We start from the raw sequence: 23,065 nt of genomic DNA, 5'->3' as shown, positions 1-23,065 counted from the left end.
ACCCGCCCGCCCGACCCGGGCTGACGCACCCGGCCCCGGCCTGCGACGATTCGACCATGCCCCGCGCCAGCCTGGAGAAGCAGCCGCACGAGGTCGCGGCCATGTTCGACGACACCGCCGAGCGCTACGACCGCACGAACGACGTCCTGTCCCTCGGGCAGGACCGCCGGTGGCGCCGGGCCGTCGTCGCCGCCCTCGACATGCGCCCGGGGGAGCGGCTGCTCGACCTCGCTGCCGGCACCGGGACGTCCTCCCTGCCCTTCCACGAGGCGGGGGTGCTCGTCACCCCGTGCGACTTCTCGCAGGGGATGCTCCGGGTCGGCAAGCGGCGCCGTCCGGAGCTGCCGTTCGTCGCCGGCGACGCCACCCGCCTGCCGTTCGCGGGCGCCGCGTTCGACGCGGTGACCATCAGCTTCGGGCTGCGCAACGTCGTCGACACCGACGCGGCCCTGCGCGAGATGCGCCGGGTCACCCGGCACGGCGGCCGGATCGTCGTCTGCGAGTTCTCCCAGCCGGTCTGGAAGCCGTTCCGGACGGTCTACACCGAGTACCTCATGAAGGCGCTCCCGGCGATGTCCCGGGTCGTCTCCTCGAACCCGGAGTCCTACCGTTACCTCGCCGAGTCGATCCGCGCCTGGCCCGACCAGCAGGCGCTCGGCGTCCGGATCAAGGACGCCGGCTGGGAGCAGGTCACGTACCGCAACCTGTCCGGCGGGATCGTCGCGCTGCACCGCGCCACCCGCCCCTGACCGGCCCGCGTCCGGCCCGGTGACCGCCCCGCTCCCGGCGGGTCCGCCGCTCCGGCGCGCGGTGCGTTCCCGGGCCGCCGTACACTCGCCGTGGAGTTCGTGAAGAACTTCACAAGCGCACAATGCGGCGCGCGGCAGCACTCCCAGTCCACCTGGCCACGAGACGCCACCGAGACGCAGCGAGGCACCAACGTGAGCGCGAGCAGCCCCACCCCCGCGGACCGGGCGGGCGCCGGGCAGGACGCCGACGTCATCGTCGTCGGCGCCGGCCCCGCCGGCTCGACCGTCGCGGCCTACCTGGCCCGGGCCGGGCACGAGGTCCTCGTCCTGGAGAAGACGGCCTTCCCCCGCGAGAAGGTGTGCGGCGACGGCCTCACCCCGCGGGCGGTCAAGGAGCTCGTCGCCCTGGGCATCCCGACCCGGCCCGAGGACGGCTGGATCCGCAACCACGGCCTGCGGATCATCGGCGGCGGGATGCGGCTGCAGCTGCCCTGGCCGGAGCTGTCGTCGTTCCCCGACTACGGGCTCGTCCGCCCGCGCCTCGACTTCGACGAGACGCTCGCCCGGCACGCGACCGCGAGCGGCGCGAAGATCCTCGAGCGCACGAACGTCACCGGCCCCGTGCTCGACGAGCGCTCCGGCCGGGTCGTCGGCGTCACCGCCCGCCCGGTCGACGACCAGGGCCGCCGGGTCGGCGACGAGGTCACCTACCGCGCGCCGCTCGTCGTCGCGGCGGACGGCGTGAGCGCGCGCCTCGCGCTGTCGCTCGGCATCGCCAAGCGCGACGACCGGCCGCTCGGCGTCGCCGTCCGCACCTACTTCACGAGCCCCCGCCACGACGACGACTGGCTCGAGTCGTGGCTCGAGCTGTGGGACGGCGAGCCGAACCGCTCGAACCTGCTGCCCGGGTACGGGTGGGTCTTCGGGGTCGGCGACGGCACGAGCAACGTGGGCCTGGGCATCCTCAACTCCTCGGGCGCCTTCGGCAACGTCGACTACAAGGACCTGCTCAAGCGCTGGGTCGCGACGATGCCGCCGGAGTGGGGCTACACCGACGAGAACATGACGCAGCCGATCCGCGGCGCGGCGCTCCCGATGGGCTTCAACCGGACGCCGCACTACACCCGCGGCATGCTCCTCGTCGGCGACGCCGGCGGCATGGTCAACCCGTTCAACGGCGAGGGCATCGCGTACGCGATGGAGTCCGGGCGGATCGCCGCGGACGTCGTCACGCAGGCGCTCGCGCGCCCGGACGACGCGGCCCGCGAGAAGGCCCTCCAGGCCTACCCGACGGCCATGAAGGACGCCCTCGGCGGGTACTACACGCTCGGCCGGGTGTTCGTGAAGCTCATCGGACACCCCGAGGTCATGAAGCTGGCCACCCGCTACGGGCTGCCCCGCCCGACGCTCATGAAGTTCACGCTGAAGATGCTCGCGAACCTCACCGAGCCGCGGGGCGGCGACGCCCTCGACCGGATCATCAACGGCCTGACGAAGATCGCCCCGGCGGCCTGAGGTGAGCTGTCCAAGCACCACAGGCGAGCCGTGTCAAGACCACCGCACGTGGCCCCCTAGGATGGGCGCGACCTGCGCTCGGGGCGGTCGCCGTGGCCGATCCCGCACGCAGAACGTGGCAGCTGAAAGGGTGACGTCGTGAACCCCTACGTGCCGATCCTCGCGCTGGCGGCGATCGCGGCGGGCTTCGCCGTGTTCTCCGTGGTCGCAGGGGCACTGTCCGGTCCGAAGCGCTACAACCGCGCCAAGCTCGACGCGTACGAGTGCGGCATCGAGCCGACGCCGCACGCGGCCGGCGGCGGGCGCTTCCCGGTCAAGTACTACCTCGTGGCGATGCTCTTCATCGTCTTCGACATCGAGAGCGTGTTCCTCATCCCGTACGCCGTCGCGTTCGACGCGCTCGGGACGTTCGCGCTCATCGAGATGGTCCTGTTCATCGGCACCGTCTTCGTCGCCTACGCCTACGTGTGGCGGCGCGGCGGGCTCGAGTGGGACTGAAGCAGGCCGGCGAGCATCAGATGACGCGTCCACCCGTCCCGGTCGCTGCAGCACTCGGCGGCCGGTCCGCCCGCGGCGGCGCCGCGACCGAACGCTGAGAGGTAGTCATGGGTATCGAGGAGAAGCTGCCGAGCGGCTTCCTGCTGACCTCGGTGGAGACGATCGCGGGGTACTTCCGCCGCGGTTCGCTCTGGCCGGCCAGCTTCGGTCTTGCCTGCTGCGCCATCGAGATGATGACGACCGGCGGCCCCAAGTACGACCTCGCGCGCTTCGGCATGGAGGTCTTCCGGGCCTCGCCGCGCCAGGCCGACCTCATGATCGTCGCCGGCCGGGTGAGCCAGAAGATGGCTCCCGTCGTGCGGCAGATCTACGACCAGATGGTCGAGCCGAAGTGGGTGCTCGCCATGGGGGTGTGCGCGTCCTCCGGCGGCATGTTCAACAACTACGCGATCGTCCAGGGCGTCGACCACATCGTCCCGGTGGACATCTACCTGCCCGGCTGCCCGCCGCGGCCGGAGATGCTCATCAACGCGATCCTCACGCTCCACAAGGAGATCGAGTCGGCACCGCTCGGGGTGAACCGGGTCAAGGCGGCCCAGGCGGCCGAGGCGGCCGCGCTGAACGCCACGCCGACGTCCGAGATGAAGGGGCTCCTTCGTTGACCACGAACGACGAGTCGGGACCGGACGACGCGGCACTCGCGACGACGGCACCCCAGGCCGAGGTCGTCGCACACCGGCAGGGCATGTTCGGTGCGCACGACGCCGGTGACACCTCCGGGTACGGCGGTCTGGTCCGCACGGTCGCCCTGCCCCCGCCGTCCGTCCGCCCGTTCGGCGGCTCCTTCGACGCCGTCGCCGACGCGCTCGAGGCGGCGCTCGCGGCCGACGGCACGGAGCTCGGCGACGCGGTCGGGTCGGTCGTCGTGGACCGCGACGAGATGACGCTGCACGTGCACCGCGAGCGGCTGCTCGAGGTCGTCCGCGCCCTGCGCGACGAGCCGGACCTGCGCTTCGAGCTGCTGTCCGGGGTGAGTGGCGTGCACTACCCGCAGGAGTCCGGGCGGGAGCTGCACGCCGTCTACCACCTGCTCTCGATCACGAACAACCGCCGGCTGCGGCTCGAGGTGACCTGCCCGGACGCCGACCCGCACATCCCGTCGATCGTCGAGGTCTACCCGACGGCCGACTGGCACGAGCGCGAGACGTGGGACTTCTTCGGCATCCAGTTCGACGGGCACCCCGCCCTCACGCGCATCGAGATGCCGGACGACTGGCCCGGCCACCCGCAGCGCAAGGACTACCCGCTCGGCGGCATCCCGGTCGAGTACAAGGGCGCGACCATCGCGCCGCCCGACACCCGGAGGTCGTACAGCTGATGACTGACCGGACGATCGACGACACCGTGGACGACGCGTACGGCGCGACGGAGAGCGAGCCCGCCGAGGGCAAGGTCTTCACCGCGGCCGGCGGCGACTGGACCGACATCGCCGAGGAGGCCGCGAGCCTCGGCGAGGAGCGCATCGTCGTCAACATGGGGCCGCAGCACCCGTCGACGCACGGCGTGCTCCGGCTCATCCTCGAGCTGGACGGCGAGACGGTGACCGAGGCCCGCTGCGGCATCGGCTACCTGCACACCGGCATCGAGAAGAACATGGAGTTCCGCACCTGGACCCAGGGCGTCACCTTCTGCACGCGGATGGACTACCTGACGCCGCTGTACCAGGAGGCGGCCTACTGCCTCGCCGTCGAGAAGCTCCTCGGCATCACCGACGAGGTGCCCGAGCGGGCCAGCATCGTCCGGGTCCTGCTCATGGAGCTCAACCGGATCTCCTCGCACGACGTGGCCATCGCCACGGGCGGCATGGAGATCGGCGCGCTCACGGTCATGACCGCCGGCTTCCGGCTGCGTGAGCGCATCCTGAAGATCTTCGAGCACGTCACGGGCCTGCGGATGAACCACGCGTTCATCCGCCCGGGCGGTCTCGCGCAGGACCTGCCCAAGACGGCGATCGACCTGATCCGCGGCTCGCTGCCGGACATCCGTGCCGACATCAGCGACCTCGAGAAGCTGAGCAACGAGAACCCGCTCGTCAAGGGCCGCCTCGTCGACGTCGGCTACCTCGACCTCGCCGGCTGCATGGCCCTGGGCGTCACCGGCCCGGTGCTGCGGTCCACGGGCCTGCCGCACGACCTGCGCCGCCTCGAGCCGTACTGCGGCTACGAGACGTACGACTTCGACGTCGTCACGTGGGACAGCTCGGACGCCTACGGCCGGCTGCGGATCCGCTTCGAGGAGATGAAGCAGTCGCTGCGGATCGTCGAGCAGTGCCTGACCCGCCTCGAGCAGACCCCGGGCCCGGTCATGGTCGGCGACAAGAAGATCGCCTGGCCCGCGCAGCTCGCCATCGGCAGCGACGGGATGGGCAACAGCCTCGACCACATCCGGGAGATCATGGGCACCTCGATGGAGGCGCTCATCCACCACTTCAAGCTCGTCACCGAGGGCTTCCGGGTCCCCGTCGGGCAGGTCTACCAGGCCGTCGAGTCGCCGCGCGGCGAGCTCGCCGTCCACCTGGTCTCCGACGGTGGCACCCGGCCGTACCGGGCCCACTTCCGGGACCCGTCCTTCGTCAACCTCCAGGCCGTGGCGGCCATGTGCGAAGGCAGTCAGATCGCCGACGTCATCGTCGCCGTCGCCTCGCTCGACCCCGTCATGGGAGGCGTTGACCGCTGATGCCCATCACCGACCAGGCCCGCGAGCGGCTCGTCGCGGACGCGCAGGCGATCATCGCCCGCTACCCGGTGCCGCGCTCGGCGCTGCTGCCGATGCTCCACCTCGTGCAGAGCGAGGAGGGCTACGTCAGCCCCGACGGCATCGCGTTCTGCGCGCAGATGCTCGACCTCACGACCGCCGAGGTCGCCGCGGTCGCGACGTTCTACACGCAGTACAAGCGGCACCCCAACGGCACGTACACGGTCGGGGTCTGCACGAACACGCTGTGCGCGATCATGGGCGGCGACGAGATCTTCACCGCCCTCGAGGAGCACCTCGGCATCGGCCACGACGAGACGACGGCCGACGGCGCGATCACCCTCGAGAAGGTCGAGTGCAACGCGGCGTGCGACTACGCGCCCGTGATGATGGTCAACTGGGAGTTCTTCGACAACCAGACGCCGGGCACCGCCCGCGAGGTCGTCGACCGGCTCCGCAGCGGCGAGGCCGTCGCCCCGACCCGGGGCGCGTCGAAGGTCTGCTCCTTCAAGGAGGTCTCGCGGGTCCTCGCGGGGTTCGACGACGGCCGCGCCGACGAGGGCGTCGGGGCGGGCACCGCGAGCGCCCGGGGCACCGCGCTGGCCCGTCAGAAGGGCTGGACGGCGCCGGCCGCCGGCTCCGGCACGACCCCGTCGTCCGACGGCAAGGAGGGCTGACGCATGGCCACCACGCTCACCCCGGTGCTCTCCGCGTTCTGGGACGACCGCAAGTCCTGGACGCTCGAGACGTACGAGCGCAACGGCGGCTACGCCGCGCTGCGCAAGGCGCTCGCCATGGACCCGGCCGACCTCGTGACGCTCGTCAAGGACTCCGGCCTGCGCGGCCGCGGCGGCGCCGGCTTCCCGACGGGGCTCAAGTGGAGCTTCCTGCCGAAGCCGGACGGCGGCCCCCGCTACCTCGTCGTCAACGCCGACGAGTCCGAGCCGGGCACCTGCAAGGACGTCCCGCTCATGATGGCGACGCCGCAGTTCCTCATCGAGGGCGTCATCATCACCAGCTACGCCATCGGCTGCCACAAGGCGTTCATCTACGTGCGCGGCGAGGTCGTGCACGTCTACCGCCGCCTGCTCGCGGCGGTCGAGGAGGCGCGCGCCAAGGGCTACCTCGGCGACAACATCCTCGGCACCGGCTACGACCTCGACATCGTCGTGCACGCCGGCGCGGGCGCGTACATCTGCGGCGAGGAGACGGCGCTGCTGGACTCCCTCGAGGGCCGGCGCGGCCAGCCCCGGCTCAAGCCTCCCTTCCCGGCGGTCGCGGGCCTCTACGCGCGACCCACTGTCGTGAACAACGTCGAGTCCATCGCGAGCGTTCCGTCGATCGTCAGCAACGGCGCCGACTGGTTCAAGGGCATGGGCACCGAGCGCTCGACCGGCTACGGGTTCTTCTCGCTCTCGGGCCACGTGACCCGCCCCGGCCAGTACGAGGCCCCGCTCGGCATCACGCTGCGCGAGCTGCTCGACATGGCCGGCGGCGTCCGCGGCGGGCACGAGCTGAAGTTCTGGACGCCGGGCGGCTCGTCGACCCCGCTGTTCACCACGGAGCACCTGGACACCCCGCTCGACTTCGAGTCGGTCGGGGCGGCGGGCTCGATGCTCGGCACCCGGGCGCTGCAGATCTTCGACGAGACGACGTGCGTCGTGCGCGCCGTCCTGCGGTGGACCGAGTTCTACAAGCACGAGTCCTGCGGCAAGTGCACCCCCTGCCGCGAGGGCACGTACTGGCTCGTCCAGGTGCTCAAGCGCCTCGAGGAGGGCAACGGCAGCGAGGCCGACCTCGACAAGCTGCTCGACATCTGCGACAACATCCTCGGCCGCTCGTTCTGCGCCCTCGGGGACGGCGCGACGAGCCCGATCACGTCGTCCATCAAGTACTTCCGGGACGAGTACGTCGCGCACCTGACGAACGGCGGCTGCCCGTTCGACCCGGTGCGCTCGACGCTCTTCGAAGGGGCTGCTGTCTGATGCGTGCCCCGAGTCCGGCCCTGGCGCCCGTCCTGCACGACGAAGGAGCACCAGCCTGATGACCGTCACGGCCAACCCGCCGTCCGGGTCCCCGACCCCGCCCGCGCCGGACCTCGTCACCGTCACCATCGACGACGTCGAGGTGAGCGTGCCCAAGGGCTCGCTCGTCATCCGGGCCGCGGAGGAGATCGGGATCGCGATCCCGCGGTTCTGCGACCACCCGCTCCTCGCCCCCGCCGGCGCCTGCCGGCAGTGCCTCGTCGAGGTGGCGACCCCCGGCCCCGACGGGTCGCTGCGGCCGATGCCCAAGCCGCAGGCCTCCTGCACGCTCGAGGTCAGCCCCGGCATGGTCGTGCGCACGCAGCAGACCAGTCCGGTCGCCGAGAAGGCGCAGCGCGGCGTCATGGAGCTGCTGCTCATCAACCACCCGCTCGACTGCCCGGTCTGCGACAAGGGCGGCGAGTGCCCCCTGCAGAACCAGGCGATGGCGAACGGGCAGGCGAGCACGCGCTTCACCGAGACCAAGCGCACCTTCCCCAAGCCGATCCGGATCTCGACCCAGGTCCTCCTCGACCGCGAGCGCTGCGTGCTCTGCCAGCGCTGCACGCGGTTCTCCAAGGAGATCGCCGGCGACCCGTTCATCGACCTGCAGATGCGCGGTGCGAAGCAGCAGATCGGCACGTTCTCCCCGACGGTCCTCGGCTTCCACTCCGAGGTGCCGACCCAGGGCGACGCGATGCTCGACGAGTCGGGCCAGCCGTTCGCGAGCTACTTCTCCGGCAACACCGTGCAGATCTGCCCGGTCGGCGCCCTGACCGGCGCGGCGTACCGCTTCCGCAGCCGCCCGTTCGACCTCGTGTCGACGCCCGGCGTCTGCGAGCACTGCGCGAGCGGCTGCGCGATCCGCGTCGACCACCGGCGCGGCTCGGTGCTGCGCCGGCTCGCCGACGACGACCCGGCGGTCAACGAGGAGTGGAACTGCGACAAGGGCCGCTGGGCCTTCCAGTACGCGGATGCCGCCGACCGGATCACCACCCCGCTCGTGCGGGACGAGGACACCGGCGAGCTGCGGACGGCGTCCTGGCCCGAGGCGCTCGACGTCGCGGCCAAGGGCCTCGCGGCCGCGAAGGCCGGCTCCGGGGCGGCCGTCCTCACCGGCGGCCGCGTCACGGTCGAGGACGCCTACGGGTACGCCAAGTTCGCCCGCGTCGCGCTCGGCACGAACGACGTCGACTTCCGGGCCCGGCCGCACTCGGCCGAGGAGGCGGCGTTCCTCGCGCACGCCGTCGCGGGCGCCGGCCTCGGTGTCACCTATGCCGACCTGCAGGCCGCGCCGCAGGTGCTCCTCGTCGGGCTCGAGCCCGAGGAGGAGTCGCCGATCGTCTTCCTGCGTCTGCGCAAGGCCGTCGCGAAGGGCCAGGTCGTCCACGCGGTCGCCCCCTGGCGCAGCCGCGGCCTGGCCAAGCTGGGCGCCGCCCTGCTGCCGGCCGCGCCGAGCACCGAGGCCGAGGTCCTCGACGCGGTCGCGACCGGGGCCCCCGAGGTGGCCGCGGCCGCCGAGGGCCTGCGCACCCCGGGTGCCGTCATCCTCGTCGGCGAGCGGCTCGCCGGCGTCCCCGGTGCCCTGAGCGCCGCCGTCCGGCTCGCCACGGCGACCGGGGCCCGGCTCGCCTGGGTCCCGCGCCGGGCCGGTGAGCGCGGCGCCGTCGAGGCGGGCGCGCTGCCGAACCTGCTGCCCGGCGGCCGGCCGGTCACCGAGGCCGGTGCCCGGATCGACGTCGCGGCGGCCTGGGACGTCCAGGGCCTGCCGGTCCGTCCGGGCCGGGACACCGCGGGCATCCTCGCCGCGGCCGCCGCCGGCGACCTCGGCGCGCTCGTCGTGGGCGGTGTCGACCCGGCGGACCTGCCGGACCCGGCGCTCGCCGCCGAGGCGCTGCGCGTCACGCCGTTCGTCGTGAGCCTGGAGCTGCGCGCGAGCGCGGTCACCGAGCACGCGGACGTCGTCCTGCCGGTCGCCCCGGTCCAGGAGAAGGCCGGCACCTTCGTCGACTGGGAGGGCCGCTGGCGGCAGTTCGGCGCCGCCCTCGACTCGAACGCGATGAGCGACTTCCGGGTGCTCGACGCGCTCGCCGACGCGATGGACGTCGTCCTCGGCCTGCGGACCGCCGACCGGGTCCGCGGCGAGATCGCCGAGCTCGACGCCTGGGAGGGCGAGCGGGCCGACGCGCCGTCGGTCTCCGCCGCCGAGCCGCCGCAGCCGGGCGCGGGGGAGGCCGTCCTCGCGACGTGGCACCTCCTGCTCGACAAGGGCCGGCTCCAGGACGGCGAGCCCTACCTCGCCGGCACCGCGCACCGGGCGGTCGCCCGGCTCTCGGCGGCCACGGCCGCGGAGGCCGGTGTCGCCGACGGCGAGCCGGTCACCGTCGCCACCCGGCGGGGCGCGGTCACGCTGCCCGCCGTCGTCACGCCGATGCCCGACCGTGTCGTCTGGCTCCCCGCCAACTCACCCGGCAGCGCGGTCCGCGCCACCCTCGGGGCGGACGCCGGCGGGGTCGTCACCCTCTCCCGGACAGGAGCGGACGCATGAGCGCCCTCGCAGGGCTCGTCGCCGAGGCACCGAAGGCCGACTTCAGCAACGACAACGGCTGGATCGTCCTCGGCAAGGCGCTGTTCATCTTCGTCTACCTCGTGCTGACGACGCTCATCATGATCTGGGCCGAGCGGCGCGTCGTCGGCCGGATGCAGTCCCGGCCCGGCCCGAACCGGCTCGGCCCGTTCGGCCTCCTGCAGTCCCTCGCGGACGGCGTGAAGCTCGCGCTCAAGGAGGACATCACGCCGAAGGCGGCCGACAAGGTCGTGTTCGTGCTCGCGCCGCTCATCAGCGCGACGACCGCCTTCATCGCCTTCGCCGTCGTGCCGTTCGGGCCCGAGGCGAAGATCCCCTTCACCGACGTCCGCACGCCGCTTCAGCTCACCGACCTGCCGGTCGCGGTGCTCTACGTGCTCGCGGTCGCCGCGGTCGGCGTCTACGGGCTGGTGCTCGCGGGCTGGTCGTCCGGCTCGACGTACCCGCTGCTCGGCGGGCTGCGCTCCACGGCGCAGGTCATCAGCTACGAGATCGCGATGGGCCTGGCGCTCATCAGCGTCTTCCTCTACGCGGGCACGATGTCGACCTCGGCGATCGTCGAGGCGCAGGCGTCCGGCAGCACCGTGCCACTGTTCGGCATGGACGTCCCGATGCCGTCCTGGTACGCGATCCAGATCTTCCCGGCCTTCGCGATCTACTGCATCTCGATGGTCGGCGAGACCAACCGCGCGCCGTTCGACCTCCCCGAGGCCGAGGGCGAGCTCGTCGGCGGCTTCCACACCGAGTACTCCTCGCTGAAGTTCGCGCTCTTCTTCCTCGCCGAGTACGTCAACATGGTCACCGTCTCGGCGATCGCGACGACGTGCTTCCTCGGCGGCTGGCGCGCCCCGGGGCCCTTCGAGAGCCTCAACACCGGCTGGTGGCCGATGCTCTGGTTCACCCTCAAGCTCTGGTCGTTCCTCTTCGTCTTCATCTGGCTGCGCGGCACGTTGCCGCGGCTGCGGTACGACCAGTTCATGTCCTTCGGCTGGAAGCGCCTCATCCCGTTCGCGCTCGTCTGGGTCCTCGTGGCCTCGATCCTGCGCGGCCTGGTGAACTCGGCGGAGGCCACCTTCCGCACCCGGATGGTCGGTGCGGCCGTGATCCTCGTCGCGGTGCTCGTCCTGTTCTGGGTGTTCGGGTTCTTCAAGGAGCCGGACGACGGACCGGCCCGCGAGGTGCCCGAGGAGCTCGACCCGTTCGCGGGCGGCTTCCCGGTGCCGCCGATGCCGGGCCAGCGGCTCATCCGCACGAACGGCCGGGTGCCGGTCGCGGCCGGGGTCGGGGCGGGTGCCGCCGTGGGCGAGGCGTCCTGGGCGCAGGAGGCCGGTTCCGACGACGTGGACGACCTCGACGAGGCGGACCTCGACGACGACACGACGAGCGACGACGCCGACGGCTCGGCGTCCGGGGAGGTGCGCGGTGGCTGACCGCGAGGTAGCGACGAGCGGTGACGGGGGTGCGGTCGAGCGCCGCACCGCCGCGCCCGACGGCTGGCAGCAGCCGGAGCCGTCGCCCCGGCTGCGCGACAAGGTCGCGGGCTTCGGCGTCACCTTCATGGAGATGTTCAAGCCGGTCGTCACCGAGGAGTACCCCGAGGAGAAGGTGCCGACCCAGCCCCGGTACCACGGGCGGCACCAGCTCAACCGGCACCCCGACGGGCTCGAGAAGTGCATCGGCTGCGAGCTGTGCGCGTGGGCCTGCCCGGCGGACGCCATCTACGTCGAGGGCGCGGACAACACCGAGGACGAGCGGTTCTCGCCCGGTGAGCGGTACGGCCGCGTCTACCAGATCAACTACCTGCGCTGCATCTTCTGCGGCCTGTGCATCGAGGCCTGCCCGACCCGGGCGCTGACGATGACGAACGAGTACGAGCTCGCCGGCCCCAGCCGGGCCGGGCTCATCTTCGAGAAGCAGGACCTGCTCGGGCCGATGCTGCCCGGCATGGTCGCCGCGCCGCACCCGATGGTGCCCGGCACCACGGACAAGGACTACTACCGTGGCTCGGTGACCGAGGCGGTCCCCGAGCAGCAGGCCTGGGTCGACGCGCGCAGCTCCGGCACGGACGAGACAGAGGCAGAGGTGCACCTGTGACGCAGTCGATGGCCCTCGTCGGGGCCGCCGGGGACATGGGTGGTGGCGAGACCGTCCTGTTCTGGGTGCTCGCCCCGGTCATGGTGCTCGGTGCGCTCGGCCTGGTCTTCGCGAAGAAGGCGGTCCACGCGGCGCTGTGCATGGCGCTGGTGATGATCGGCCTGGGCATCGTCTACTTCGCCCAGCAGGCCCCGTTCCTCGGCAGCGTGCAGATCTTCGTCTACACCGGCGCCGTCATGATGCTCTTCCTCTTCGTCCTCATGCTCGTCGGGATCGACTCCTCGGACTCGCTCGTCGAGACGATCAAGGGCCAGCGCGCCGCGGCGACGGTGCTCGGCATCGGTGCAGCCGTGCTGCTCGTCTCGGCCCTGCGCCAGGTGACCTTCGCCCGCTCGGTCGGCCTCACCGAGGTCAACGCGAACCCGGGCAACATCACCTCGATCGCGGGCAAGATCTTCGGCCAGTACGTCTGGGCCTTCGAGGTCACCGGCGCGCTGCTCATCACCGCCGCGGTCGGCGCGATGATGCTCGCCCACCGCGAGCGCCTCGTGCCGCGGCCGACCCAGCGCGAGCTGTCCGAGAAGCGGATCCGCGAGGGTGCCGTCAAGGCCCCGCTGCCCGCCCCCGGCGTCTTCGCCCGGCACAACGCGGTCGACACCCCGGCGCTCCTGCCGGACGGCACGCCGTCCGAGCTGTCGGTCTCCCGGGTGCTCGCGACCCGCGGCCAGATGCTCAGCACCCAGCACCACGTCGACGAGATCAACGCCGTGCGCGACGAGCTCGAGAACCCGCTCACCCACGAGGCCGACGTCGCGGACGACGGCACCTCGGTCCTGGGCCCGAACGAGGGAGCGCGGAAGTGAACCTCGTGTCCTGGCTGTACCTGTCGGCGGTGCTGTTCGCGATCGGCGGCACGACCGTCCTCGTGCGGCGCAACGCGATCATCGTGTTCATGGGCGTCGAGCTCATGCTCAACGCGTCGAACCTCGCCTTCGTGACCTTCGCCCGGATGGCGGGGAACATCGACGGCCAGGTCATCGCGCTGTTCGTCATGCTCGTGGCCGCCGCCGAGGTCGTCGTCGGGCTGGCCATCATCATGACGATCTTCCGGACCCGTCGGTCGGCCTCGGTCGACGACGCGAACCTGCTGAAGTACTGAGAGGCGAACCGGTGACACCCCTGATCGCCGAAGGCACCCGGGCGACGGCCGAGGCCGCGTCGGGCACCCTTCAGACCGGCGCGTGGCTGCTCGTCGGGCTGCCCCTGCTCGGCGCGGCCGTCCTGCTGCTCGGCGGCCGCCGCACGAACGCGTGGGGCCACTGGCTCGCCGTCGCGCTGTCCTGGGCCTCCTTCGTCTGGGGCGCGCTGCTCTTCCTCGACCTGCGCGGCCTGGACGCCGAGCAGCGGGTGCGCAACCTGCACCTGTTCGACTGGGTGCCGGCCGGTGACAAGACGACCGGCTTCAACGTCGCCGCCGGGCTGCAGCTGGACCCGCTGTCGGTCGCGTTCGTCCTGCTCGTGACGTTCGTCGGGTCGCTGATCCTCGTCTACTCCGTGGCGTACATGGAGCACGACCCGGACCGCCGCCGGTTCTTCGCCTACCTCAACCTGTTCGTCGCGTCGATGCTCCTGCTCGTGCTCGCCGACAACTACCTCCTGCTGTACGTCGGCTGGGAGGGCGTGGGTCTGGCCTCGTACCTGCTCATCGGCTTCTGGAACCACAACCCGGCCTACGCCGCGGCGTCGAAGAAGGCGTTCATCGCGAACCGGGTCGGCGACCTCGGCCTCTCGATCGCGATCATGCTCATGTTCGCCGGCTTCGGCACGGTGTCCTTCGCCGACGTCCTGCCGAACGCGGACAAGGCGTCCGAGGGGCTGCTCACCGCGATCGGGCTCATGCTCCTGCTCGGCGCCTGCGGCAAGTCGGCGCAGTTCCCGCTGCAGTCCTGGCTCGGCGACGCGATGGCCGGCCCGACGCCGGTCTCGGCGCTCATCCACGCCGCGACGATGGTCACCGCCGGCGTCTACCTCGTCGTCCGCTCCGGCCCGATCTTCGAAGGTGCGCCCACCGCGCAGCTCGTCGTCGTCATCGTCGGTGCGGTCACGCTGGTCTTCGGGGCCGTCGTCGGCTGCGCGAAGGACGACATCAAGAAGGCGCTGGCCGCCTCGACGATGAGCCAGATCGGCTACATGATGCTCGCCGCGGGCCTGGGCCCGATCGGCTACTACTTCGCGATCTTCCACCTGCTCACCCACGGCTTCTTCAAGGCCGGGATGTTCCTCGGCGCCGGGTCCGTCATGCACGGCATGAACGACTCGGTCGACATGCGCCGCTTCGGCGGCCTGTCGACGGCGATGGTGACGACGTACGCGACGTTCGGCCTCGGCTGGCTCGCGATCCTCGGCATCCCGCCGTTCTCCGGGTTCTGGAGCAAGGACGGCATCATCGAGACGGCGTTCGCGACCGGCGAGGGCTGGCGGCCGTGGGTCTTCGGGCTCACCGCGATGCTCGGCGCCGCCGTCACCGCGTTCTACATGTCGCGCCTGTTCTTCATGACGTTCCGCGGTCGCAAGCGCTGGCCCGAGGAGGCGCACCCGCACGAGAGCCCGGCGCTCATGACCGTCCCGATGATCGTGCTCTCCGTCGGGTCGGCGGCGCTCGGCTTCCTGCTGTGGTCCGGCAGCCGCTTCGAGCACTGGCTCGAGCCGGTCACCGGCGGCGGCGTCGAGGGCGAGCCGGTCATCCCGAAGTACCTCCTCATGGCGATCACCGTCGCGCTGGTCCTCGGCGGCGCGTTCTTCGCCTGGTCCCGGTACGGCAGCGCCGCGGCCACGGTCCCGCAGGAGGCCCCGCGCGGCTCCCTGCTCACCCGGGCCGCCCGTCGCGACCTCTACCAGGACGACGTCAACGAGGCGCTCCTCATGCGCCCCGGCCAGTACCTCACCCGCAGCCTCGTCTTCGTGGACAACCGCGGGGTCGACGGGGTGGTCCGCGGCGTCGCCGCCGGCATCGGCGGGATCGCCGGGCGGCTGCGCCGCTGGCAGACCGGGTTCGTCCGGTCCTACGCCACGTCCATGCTGGCCGGCGTCCTCGTCGTCGCCCTCGGCATCCTCGCCGTCCGAGTCTGAGAGCAGGAGTCACGATGCCCTGGCTGACCCTCATCGGCGCGGTGCCGCTCGTCGGCGCCCTCGCCGTGTGGCTGCCGTTCACGCCCGCCGCGAAGGCGCGGGTCGTCGCGCTCGCGGCGTCCGTCGTGGCGCTCGTCCTCACCCTCGCGATGGCGCTGCAGTTCGACGTCGGGACGGCGGGCGAGTACCAGTTCGCCGAGACCTACCGCTGGATCCCCGACCTCGGCGTGAGCTACGCGCTCGGTGTCGACGGGATCGCCCTGACGATGGTGGCGCTGTCCGCCGTCCTCGTCCCGGTCTGCGTGCTCGCCGGCTGGAACGAGCTGGACCCCGAGCAGTCGAAGACGTTCTTCGCCCTCATGCTCGTCCTCGAGACGTTCATGATCGGCGTCTTCGCGGCCCGCGACGTGTTCCTCTTCTACGTCTTCTTCGAGGCGATGCTCGTCCCGGTGTACTTCCTCATCGGGTTCTTCGGCGGCCCGAACCGGCGCTACGCCGCGGTGAAGTTCTTCCTGTACAGCCTCTTCGGCGGCCTCGTCATGCTCGTCGCCGTCATCGCGCTGTACGTCCAGGGCCCCGGCGGCCCCGACGGCTTCCTCACGGACAAGCTCACGGGCCTCGACTTCTCCGGCACCGCGACCGAGCGGCTCATCTTCCTCGGGTTCTTCCTCGCCTTCGCGATCAAGGCGCCGATGTGGCCGGTGCACACCTGGCTGCCGGACGCCGCGGCGGAGGCGCCCGCGGGCGTCGCCGTCCTGCTCGTCGGCGTCCTCGACAAGGTCGGCACCTTCGGGATGCTCACGCTGTGCCTGCCGCTGTTCCCCGAGGCGAGCAAGTGGGCGGTCCCCGTCGTCATCGTCCTCGCGGTCGTGTCGGTGATCTACGGCGCGCTGCTCGCGATCGGCCAGAGCGACCTCAAGCGGCTCATCGCCTACACGTCGATCTCGCACTTCGGCTTCATCGTGCTCGGCGTCTTCGCGATGACCTCCTACGGGCAGTCCGGGTCGGCGCTCTACATGGTCAACCACGGCTTCTCGACCGCCGCCCTGTTCCTCGTCGCGGGGATGCTCATCGCGCGCCGCGGCTCGGCGCGGATCGAGGACTACGGCGGCCTGCAGCGCAGCACGCCGCTGCTCGCCGGGGTCTTCCTCGTGGCCGGTATGTCGAGCCTGGCGCTGCCGGGGCTTTCGAGCTTCGTCAGCGAGTTCCTCGTGCTCGTCGGCACGTTCACCCGGTACCCGGCGGCCGCGATCGTCGCGACGGTCGGGATCATCCTCGCGGCCCTGTACATCCTCCTCACGTACCAGCGGATGTTCACCGGCCCGAAGCGCGACTACGCCGCCGGCTGGCGCGACCTCGACGCCCGCGAGGCGTTCGTCGTCGCCCCGCTGATCGCGGTCATCATCGCCCTCGGCTTCTTCCCCAAGCCCGTCCTCGACGTCCTCAACCCGGCCGTCGAGCGCACGATGCAGCAGGTCGGCGTGACCGACCCGGAACCGACCGTCGCCGGCATCACGCCCGCGGCTGAAGGGACGACCCCGTGACCCCGCTGGTGTCCGCAGCGCCGAGCCTGGCCGACGTCCTCACGGCGGCCGGGACCATCCCGGCGCCGAAGGTGGACTACTTCGCCGTCTCGCCGCTGCTCGTCGTCTTCGCGGCGGCGATCGTCGGCGTCATGGTCGAGGCCTTCGTCCCGCGGGAGTCCCGCTTCCGGATCCAGGTCGGCGTCGCGGTGCTCGGCCTCGTCGCCGGTGCCGCCCTCGTCGGCGCGGTCGCGGTCGACGGCCGCGTCCTGCAGACCGCGGGCTCGGCGGGCGCGGCGATCGGCGGCATCGTCGGCGCGGTCGTCGTCGACAAGCCGGCGCTCTTCCTCCAGGGCTCGATCCTCGTGCTGTCCCTGCTGTCCGTCCTCACGATGGCCGAGCGCACCGTCGAGTCCGGGGGCCCGTTCACGCCGCAGGCCTCCGCCGTCCCCGGCTCGCCGGCCGAGAGCCTGGCGCGCAGGGCCGGCCTCGTGCAGTCCGAGGTCTTCCCGCTGCTCATGTTCAGCGTCGGCGGCATGATGCTCTTCCCGGCGGCCAACGACCTGCTGACGATGTTCATCGCGCTCGAGGTCTTCTCGCTGCCGCTGTACCTCATGTGCGGCCTGGCCCGGCGCCGCCGCCTGCTCTCGCAGGAGGCCAGCCTCAAGTACTTCCTCCTCGGGGCGTTCTCCTCGGCCTTCTTCCTCTACGGCACCGCGCTGCTCTACGGCTTCGCCGGTTCGGTGCGGCTGTTCGACATCGCGCAGGCGATCAGCGGCGACAGCGGCCCGGTCGGCAAGGACCCGTTGCTGCTGCTCGGTATCGCGCTGCTCGCGGTCGGCCTGCTCTTCAAGGTCGGCGCGGCCCCCTTCCACATCTGGACGCCGGACGTCTACCAGGGCGCCCCGACGCCGGTCACCGGCTTCATGGCCGCGTGCACCAAGATCGCCGCGTTCGGCGCGCTGCTGCGGGTCTCCTACGTGGCGCTCCCGGGCGCGCGCTGGGACTGGACGCCGGCCCTGTGGGGCGTCGCGATCCTCACCATGGTCGTGGGCGCCGTCATCGCGATCGTCCAGACGGACGTCAAGCGGATGCTCGCCTACTCCTCGATCGCGCACGCCGGGTTCATCCTCACGGGCATCCTCGCCTACTCCCGGTCCGGCGTCTCGAGCGTGCTGTTCTACCTGCTCGCGTACGGGTTCTCGACGGTCGGCGCGTTCGCGCTCGTCACCCTCGTGCGCGACGCCGGTGACGGCGACGCGGTCGGCGGCGAGGCGACGCACCTGTCCCAGTGGGCGGGGCTCGGCCGGCGGTCCCCGCTCCTCGCGGGCCTCTTCACGCTCTTCCTGCTCGCCTTCGCCGGGATCCCGCTCACGAGCGGCTTCATCGGCAAGTACGCCGTCTTCTCGGCGGCGGTCGCGGGCGGCGGCTGGGTGCTCGCGCTCGTCGGTGTCCTGGCGAGCGCCGTGGCGGCGTTCTTCTACCTGCGGGTCGTCGTCCTCATGTACTTCAGCGAGCCGTCGGGGCCGACGACCGTCGTCGCCACCCCGGGCGTGCCGGTCGTCGTCGCGGTGAGCGTCGCGGCGTTCGCGACGCTGCTCCTGGGCGTCTTCCCGACCGTCGTCCTCGACCTGACCCAGGGCGCCTCGGCGTTCCTGCCGTGAGACGCTCGTCCGCGTGAACCTCCACCGTCGACCTGATCGAGCCGCGCCGTGGTCCAGGCCGTGAACGACCAGCAGCCCGCCCTCGTCGGGGCGTCCGTCACCCCGGCGACGGCCGCCCTGGACCTCAGCCTCGTCGACGAGCACCTCGACGCCCGGCTGCGCGCTGGGCTGGCCGAGGTGGAGGCGACGCTGCGGGCGGCGGTGCGCCAGACCGACCCGCTCGCGGACGACGCGTCCCGGCACCTCGTGTCGGCAGGCGGCAAACGGGTCCGGCCGATGCTCGCCCTGCTCGCCGCCCACCTCGGCGACCCGGACCGGCGCGAGATCCTCCAGGCCGCCACGGTCGTCGAGCTGACCCACCTCGCGACGCTCTACCACGACGACGTCATGGACTCCGCGCCGCTGCGCCGCGGGGCGCCCGCGGCCCACGAGGTGTGGGGCAACACGGTCGCGATCCTCACCGGTGACCTGCTCTTCGCCCGGGCCTCGACGATCGTCGCCGGGCTCGGCCCGGAGGCGGTCCGGATCCAGGCGGAGACCTTCGAGCGGCTGTGCCTCGGCCAGCTCCACGAGACGATCGGGCCGCGCGACGGCGAGGACCCCGTCGAGCACTACATCCAGGTGCTCGCCGACAAGACCGGCTCGCTCATCGCGACCTCCGCCCGGTTCGGGGCGATGTTCGCCGGGTGCGGCCCGGACGTCCTCGACGTGCTCGTCGCCTACGGGGAGCGGGTCGGGGTCGCCTTCCAGCTCGCCGACGACGTCATCGACCTCATGAGCGACGGCGCGACGAGCGGCAAGACGCCCGGCACCGACCTGCGCGAGGGCGTCCCGACGCTGCCGACGCTCCTCGTGCGCCGGCACGCGGCCGAGCACGCGGACACCGCGTCGCTGCGGCTCGTGGAGCTGCTCGACGGCGACCTGTCGGGTGACGCGGAGCTCGCCGAGACCGTGGCGCTGCTGCGCGACCACCCCGCGACCGGCCAGGCGCGCTCGGAGGCGGCCCGCTGGGCGCAGGAGGCCGTCGACGCCCTGGCCCCGCTGCCGGAGGGGTCCGCGACGTCCGCCCTGCGGGCCTTCGCCGCGGCCGTCGTCGCCCGGACGGCCTGACGCCTCACCCGTTCGCAGGCGTCCCGACGCGCTGCGTGACGTGATGTCGCGCGGCGTCGGCGCCTCACGGACGCAGCACAGGAAAATAACGTTGTCATCACAGACAGAGGTCCTGCCCGTCAACTCCTTGACGCGCTACGGCTGCGGTGGCTAGACATGCTCCGACAACGATGTCAGGGCGGTTGGACCGCCCGACAGACGCGAAGGAGCGTGCTACATGGCTCGCTGGAACAGCACGAGGGGTGTCGGCCGCCGGTCGGCGACGCTCCTCGGTGTGGCGGTCACCGCCTCGTTCGTGCTCGCCGCCTGCGGCGGCAGCAGCTCGGCCGGCGGGGACGCCTCGGCGACGGCCGGCGGGAGCAGCAGTGCCGCCCCGGCCGCCGACAAGATCGCCGTCTCGCTGATCACCAAGGACTCCACCAACCCGTTCTTCGTCGCCATGCAGGCCGGCGCGAAGGCGGCCGGCGAGAAGCAGGGCGTGGACATCACCATCGCGTCCGGCAAGGCCGAGGGTGACGACCAGGGTCAGATCGACGCGATCGAGAACGCGATCTCGACCAAGCAGAAGGGCATCCTCATCACGCCGATGTCCACGGGCGTGAACGACGCGATCGAGAAGGCCCGCGCCGCGGGTCTGTTCGTCATCGCGCTCGACACCCCGCCGGACCCGGCCGACACGGTCGACATCACGTTCGCGACCGACAACCGCAAGGCGGGCCAGCTCATCGGCCAGTACGCGGCGGCCGCGCTCGACGGCAAGAAGGCCGTCATCGCGCTCCTCGACATCTTCGACGACAAGGTCGTCTCGGTCGACTACAACCGGGACCAGGGCTTCCTCGAGGGCATGGGGATCCCGGTCGGCGACGGCAAGAAGAACGGTGACGAGCCGAAGACCGGCAAGTACACCGGTGGCAAGGGCGGCGACTACGTCATCGTCGGCAACGAGGCCACGGGTGCGAACGAGGAGGGCGGCCAGAAGGGCATGGAGAACCTTCTCGCCAAGAACCCCGACATCAACGTCGTCTACACGATCAACGAGCCCACCGCGGCCGGTGCGGACGCGGCGATGAGCGCCAAGGGCAAGAAGCCCGCGGACTACATCCTCGTCTCCGTCGACGGCGGCAAGTCCGGTGTCGAGGACGTCAAGGGTGGCGTCATCGACGCGACCTCCCAGCAGTACCCGCTGAAGATGGCCGAGCTCGGCGTCCAGGCGATCGTCGACATCGTGAAGAACAACAAGAAGCCCGAGGTCACCCCGGGTCTCGACTTCTTCGACACGGGCGTCACGCTGATCGCCACCACGCCCATGGCCGGCGTCGACAGCAAGGACCCGCAGTACGGCCTCGACAACGCCTGGGGCTGATCCTGCCCGTCCGTGAGCCACGAATCGTGACTCACAACAGGTGAACGACAGTTCCTTGGAGGGGGCAGCCACCACCCCTGGTGGCTGCCCCCTCCGCTGTCCTAGGTTGTGACCTACCTCACCGAGCGCAGTGCGTCGCGGCGGCGGGTCTGGTTCTACCCACTCTTGAGAAAGGCGGGCGTCGTGACCGATGCCACCGCGACCACCGCGGGCTACGACGCGGCCGAGGAGTTCCTCGACCGGCAGTCCCCGATCCAGCGCCTCCAGGGCATCCTCCACGCCTACCCGTGGCTCAGCCCGGCGGTCGTCCTCGTCGTCGCGCTCATCATCTTCTCCAGCATCACCTCGCTCTTCGCCCAGCCGGGCAACCTCGGCACGATCACCCAGCAGACCGCGGTCACCGCGACGCTGGCGCTCGGCCAGACGCTGATCATCCTCACCGCGGGCATCGACCTGTCCTGCGGTGCGGTCATGGTCTTCTCGTCGATGGTCATGGCGAAGATGGCCTTCGACCAGGGCGTCGCGGGTCTGCCCGCGCTGTTCCTCGGCATCGTCGTCGGCGGCCTCGCCGGCCTCATCAACGGCCTGCTCGTGACCCGGGTGAACCTGCCCCCGTTCATCGTCACGCTCGGCACGCTCGGCATCTTCACGTCGCTGACGCTGCTCTACGCGACCGGCCGCACGGTCCGCAACCGCGAGCTCGCGGACGAGCTGAAGTGGCTCGGCAAGCCGGTGCTCCTGCCCGGCGGCTTCACGATCACCTACGGCGTGCTCGTCATGATCGCGCTGTACCTGGTCTTCGCCTACGTGCTGCGCTACACGGCGTGGGGCACGCACGTCTACGCGGTCGGCGACGACCCGGACGCCGCGCGCCTGGCCGGTATCCAGGTCAACCGGGTCCTGCTCAGCGTCTACGCGACGGCCGGCGTCATCTTCGGCATCGCGGGCTGGGTGCTCATCGGCCGGGTCAACGCGGCGAGCCCGAACAGCGGCATCGACGCGAACCTCGACTCCATCACCGCCGTCGTCATCGGCGGGACGAGCCTGTTCGGCGGTCGCGGCCGCGTCTTCGGCAGCCTGATCGGGGCCCTCATCGTCGGTGTCGTCGACAACGGCCTGTCGGTCGCCGGTCTCGACGAGGCGTACAAGCGGCTCGCGATCGGCACGCTCATCATCGTCGCCGTCACGGCGGACCAGTGGATCCGGAGGGCACGGGCATGACCGAGACCACCACGACGACCACCGGCGGCGGGACCTCGACGGTTCAGCCGGTGCTCGAGGGCCGCGGCCTGGTCAAGACGTACGGCCGGGTCGTCGCGCTCGACGGGGCGGACTTCGCCCTCTACCCGGGCGAGGTGCTCGCGGTCATCGGCGACAACGGCGCGGGCAAGTCGACGCTCATCAAGGCGCTGTCCGGCGCCGAGATCCCCGACACCGGGGACATGTTCCTCGACGGGCAGCCGGTGAGCTTCAAGCGGCCGACCGAGGCACGCGCGATGGGCATCGAGACGGTGTACCAGACGCTCGCCGTCGCCCCGGCGCTCGACATCGCGACGAACATGTACCTCGGTCGCGAGGTCCGCAAGCCCGGCCCGCTCGGGTCGGTCTTCCGGATGCTCGACGGCGCCGGGATGCGCAAGTCGGCCAAGGCCCAGATGACCGAGCTCGGCATCGGCACGCTGCAGAACATGGCGCAGGCCGTCGAGACGCTGTCCGGCGGTCAGCGGCAGGCGGTCTCGGTCGCCCGCGCCGCGGCGTTCGGCAGCAAGGTCATCATCCTCGACGAGCCGACGGCCGCCCTCGGCGTCCGGGAGTCCGCCCAGGTCCTGCGGCTCATCCAGAACCTGCGCGAGCGGGGGATGCCCGTCATCCTCATCTCGCACAACATGCCGCAGGTCTTCGAGGTCGCCGACCGGATCCACGTCCAGCGGCTCGGCAAGCGGGCGGCAGTCATCACGCCGAAGTCCGTGAGCATCACCGACGTCGTCGCCATCATGACCGGCGCCCTCCAGGTGCCGGCCGAGGACCAGATGCTCGGCCCGGTGCGCTGACCGC

General features: G+C 71.5%; 19 protein-coding genes and 1 pseudogene. All 20 read left to right on the top strand.

Going from position 1 to position 23,065, the window contains the following annotated elements:
- Positions 1-56 precede the first annotated feature (56 nt).
- Positions 57-749, top strand: coding sequence for a demethylmenaquinone methyltransferase (locus tag EDJALFJO_RS14405; protein ID WP_088286369.1), 693 nt, complete (start codon positions 57-59; stop codon positions 747-749).
- A 192-nt stretch (positions 750-941) separates the two neighbouring features.
- Positions 942-2,264, top strand: a complete 1,323-nt coding sequence (locus tag EDJALFJO_RS14400) for a geranylgeranyl reductase family protein (RefSeq protein ID WP_088286367.1) — start codon at positions 942-944, stop codon at positions 2,262-2,264.
- Between the two features lie 138 nt (positions 2,265-2,402).
- Positions 2,403-2,762, top strand: coding sequence for an NADH-quinone oxidoreductase subunit A (locus tag EDJALFJO_RS14395; RefSeq protein ID WP_088286365.1), 360 nt, complete (start codon positions 2,403-2,405; stop codon positions 2,760-2,762).
- Between the two features lie 107 nt (positions 2,763-2,869).
- Positions 2,870-3,424: an NADH-quinone oxidoreductase subunit B family protein gene (locus EDJALFJO_RS14390; protein WP_088286363.1), complete on the top strand. Its 555-nt coding sequence runs from the start codon at positions 2,870-2,872 to the stop codon at positions 3,422-3,424.
- On the top strand, positions 3,421-4,140 hold the full coding sequence (locus EDJALFJO_RS14385) for an NADH-quinone oxidoreductase subunit C (RefSeq protein ID WP_088286361.1): 720 nt from the start codon (positions 3,421-3,423) through the stop codon (positions 4,138-4,140). Before EDJALFJO_RS14390 ends, EDJALFJO_RS14385 begins: the two co-directional genes overlap by 4 nt.
- Positions 4,140-5,498, top strand: coding sequence for an NADH-quinone oxidoreductase subunit D (locus EDJALFJO_RS14380; RefSeq protein WP_088286359.1), 1,359 nt, complete (start codon positions 4,140-4,142; stop codon positions 5,496-5,498). Before EDJALFJO_RS14385 ends, EDJALFJO_RS14380 begins: the two co-directional genes overlap by 1 nt.
- Positions 5,498-6,193, top strand: a complete 696-nt coding sequence (gene nuoE / locus EDJALFJO_RS14375) for an NADH-quinone oxidoreductase subunit NuoE (protein WP_088286357.1) — start codon at positions 5,498-5,500, stop codon at positions 6,191-6,193. Before EDJALFJO_RS14380 ends, nuoE begins: the two co-directional genes overlap by 1 nt.
- 3 nt (positions 6,194-6,196) lie before the next feature.
- Positions 6,197-7,501: an NADH-quinone oxidoreductase subunit NuoF gene (gene nuoF, locus EDJALFJO_RS14370; RefSeq protein ID WP_088286355.1), complete on the top strand. Its 1,305-nt coding sequence runs from the start codon at positions 6,197-6,199 to the stop codon at positions 7,499-7,501.
- 58 nt (positions 7,502-7,559) lie between these two features.
- Positions 7,560-10,088 carry an NADH-quinone oxidoreductase subunit G gene (locus tag EDJALFJO_RS14365; RefSeq protein ID WP_088286353.1) on the top strand — a complete coding sequence of 843 codons (2,529 nt, stop codon included), beginning with the start codon at positions 7,560-7,562 and terminating at the stop codon, positions 10,086-10,088.
- A complete protein-coding gene (gene nuoH / locus EDJALFJO_RS14360; RefSeq protein WP_088286351.1) occupies positions 10,085-11,557 on the top strand; it encodes an NADH-quinone oxidoreductase subunit NuoH in 1,473 nt (490 codons plus the stop codon). The genes EDJALFJO_RS14365 and nuoH overlap by 4 nt, the downstream gene beginning before the upstream one ends.
- Positions 11,558-11,577: 20 nt before the next feature.
- Positions 11,578-12,221, top strand: a pseudogene (gene nuoI, locus EDJALFJO_RS14355) (NADH-quinone oxidoreductase subunit NuoI).
- Positions 12,222-12,256: 35 nt separating this feature from the next.
- Positions 12,257-13,084, top strand: coding sequence for an NADH-quinone oxidoreductase subunit J (locus EDJALFJO_RS14350; RefSeq protein ID WP_369812535.1), 828 nt, complete (start codon positions 12,257-12,259; stop codon positions 13,082-13,084).
- Positions 13,081-13,380 (top strand): NADH-quinone oxidoreductase subunit NuoK, encoded by a 300-nt coding sequence (gene nuoK / locus EDJALFJO_RS14345; RefSeq protein WP_088286347.1) that lies wholly within the window; start codon positions 13,081-13,083, stop codon positions 13,378-13,380. The genes EDJALFJO_RS14350 and nuoK overlap by 4 nt, the downstream gene beginning before the upstream one ends.
- Before the next feature lie 20 nt (positions 13,381-13,400).
- Positions 13,401-15,350 carry an NADH-quinone oxidoreductase subunit L gene (gene nuoL, locus EDJALFJO_RS14340; RefSeq protein WP_369812534.1) on the top strand — a complete coding sequence of 650 codons (1,950 nt, stop codon included), beginning with the start codon at positions 13,401-13,403 and terminating at the stop codon, positions 15,348-15,350.
- 14 nt (positions 15,351-15,364) lie between these two features.
- Positions 15,365-16,894 carry an NADH-quinone oxidoreductase subunit M gene (locus EDJALFJO_RS14335; protein ID WP_088286343.1) on the top strand — a complete coding sequence of 510 codons (1,530 nt, stop codon included), beginning with the start codon at positions 15,365-15,367 and terminating at the stop codon, positions 16,892-16,894.
- A 5-nt stretch (positions 16,895-16,899) separates the two neighbouring features.
- Positions 16,900-18,537 (top strand): NADH-quinone oxidoreductase subunit NuoN, encoded by a 1,638-nt coding sequence (gene nuoN, locus EDJALFJO_RS14330; protein ID WP_369812533.1) that lies wholly within the window; start codon positions 16,900-16,902, stop codon positions 18,535-18,537.
- Between the two features lie 117 nt (positions 18,538-18,654).
- The gene (locus EDJALFJO_RS14325) at positions 18,655-19,647 is read left to right on the top strand and encodes a polyprenyl synthetase family protein (protein WP_198950294.1); all 993 of its coding nucleotides are present in this window, start codon (positions 18,655-18,657) and stop codon (positions 19,645-19,647) included.
- 217 nt (positions 19,648-19,864) lie between these two features.
- Positions 19,865-21,010: a substrate-binding domain-containing protein gene (locus EDJALFJO_RS14320; protein ID WP_088286339.1), complete on the top strand. Its 1,146-nt coding sequence runs from the start codon at positions 19,865-19,867 to the stop codon at positions 21,008-21,010.
- Positions 21,011-21,193: 183 nt separating this feature from the next.
- On the top strand, positions 21,194-22,231 hold the full coding sequence (locus tag EDJALFJO_RS14315) for an ABC transporter permease (protein ID WP_088286375.1): 1,038 nt from the start codon (positions 21,194-21,196) through the stop codon (positions 22,229-22,231).
- Entirely contained in the window at positions 22,228-23,061 is an 834-nt protein-coding gene (locus EDJALFJO_RS14310) for an ATP-binding cassette domain-containing protein (protein ID WP_088286373.1), read from the top strand. Before EDJALFJO_RS14315 ends, EDJALFJO_RS14310 begins: the two co-directional genes overlap by 4 nt.
- Positions 23,062-23,065: the final 4 nt, after the last annotated feature.

Source organism: Kineosporia sp. A_224, assembly GCF_002198655.1.
In the GTDB taxonomy this organism is placed as follows: Bacteria; Actinomycetota; Actinomycetes; order Actinomycetales; family Kineosporiaceae; genus R-H-3.
This window is presented reverse-complemented; position numbering and strand designations above follow the sequence as displayed.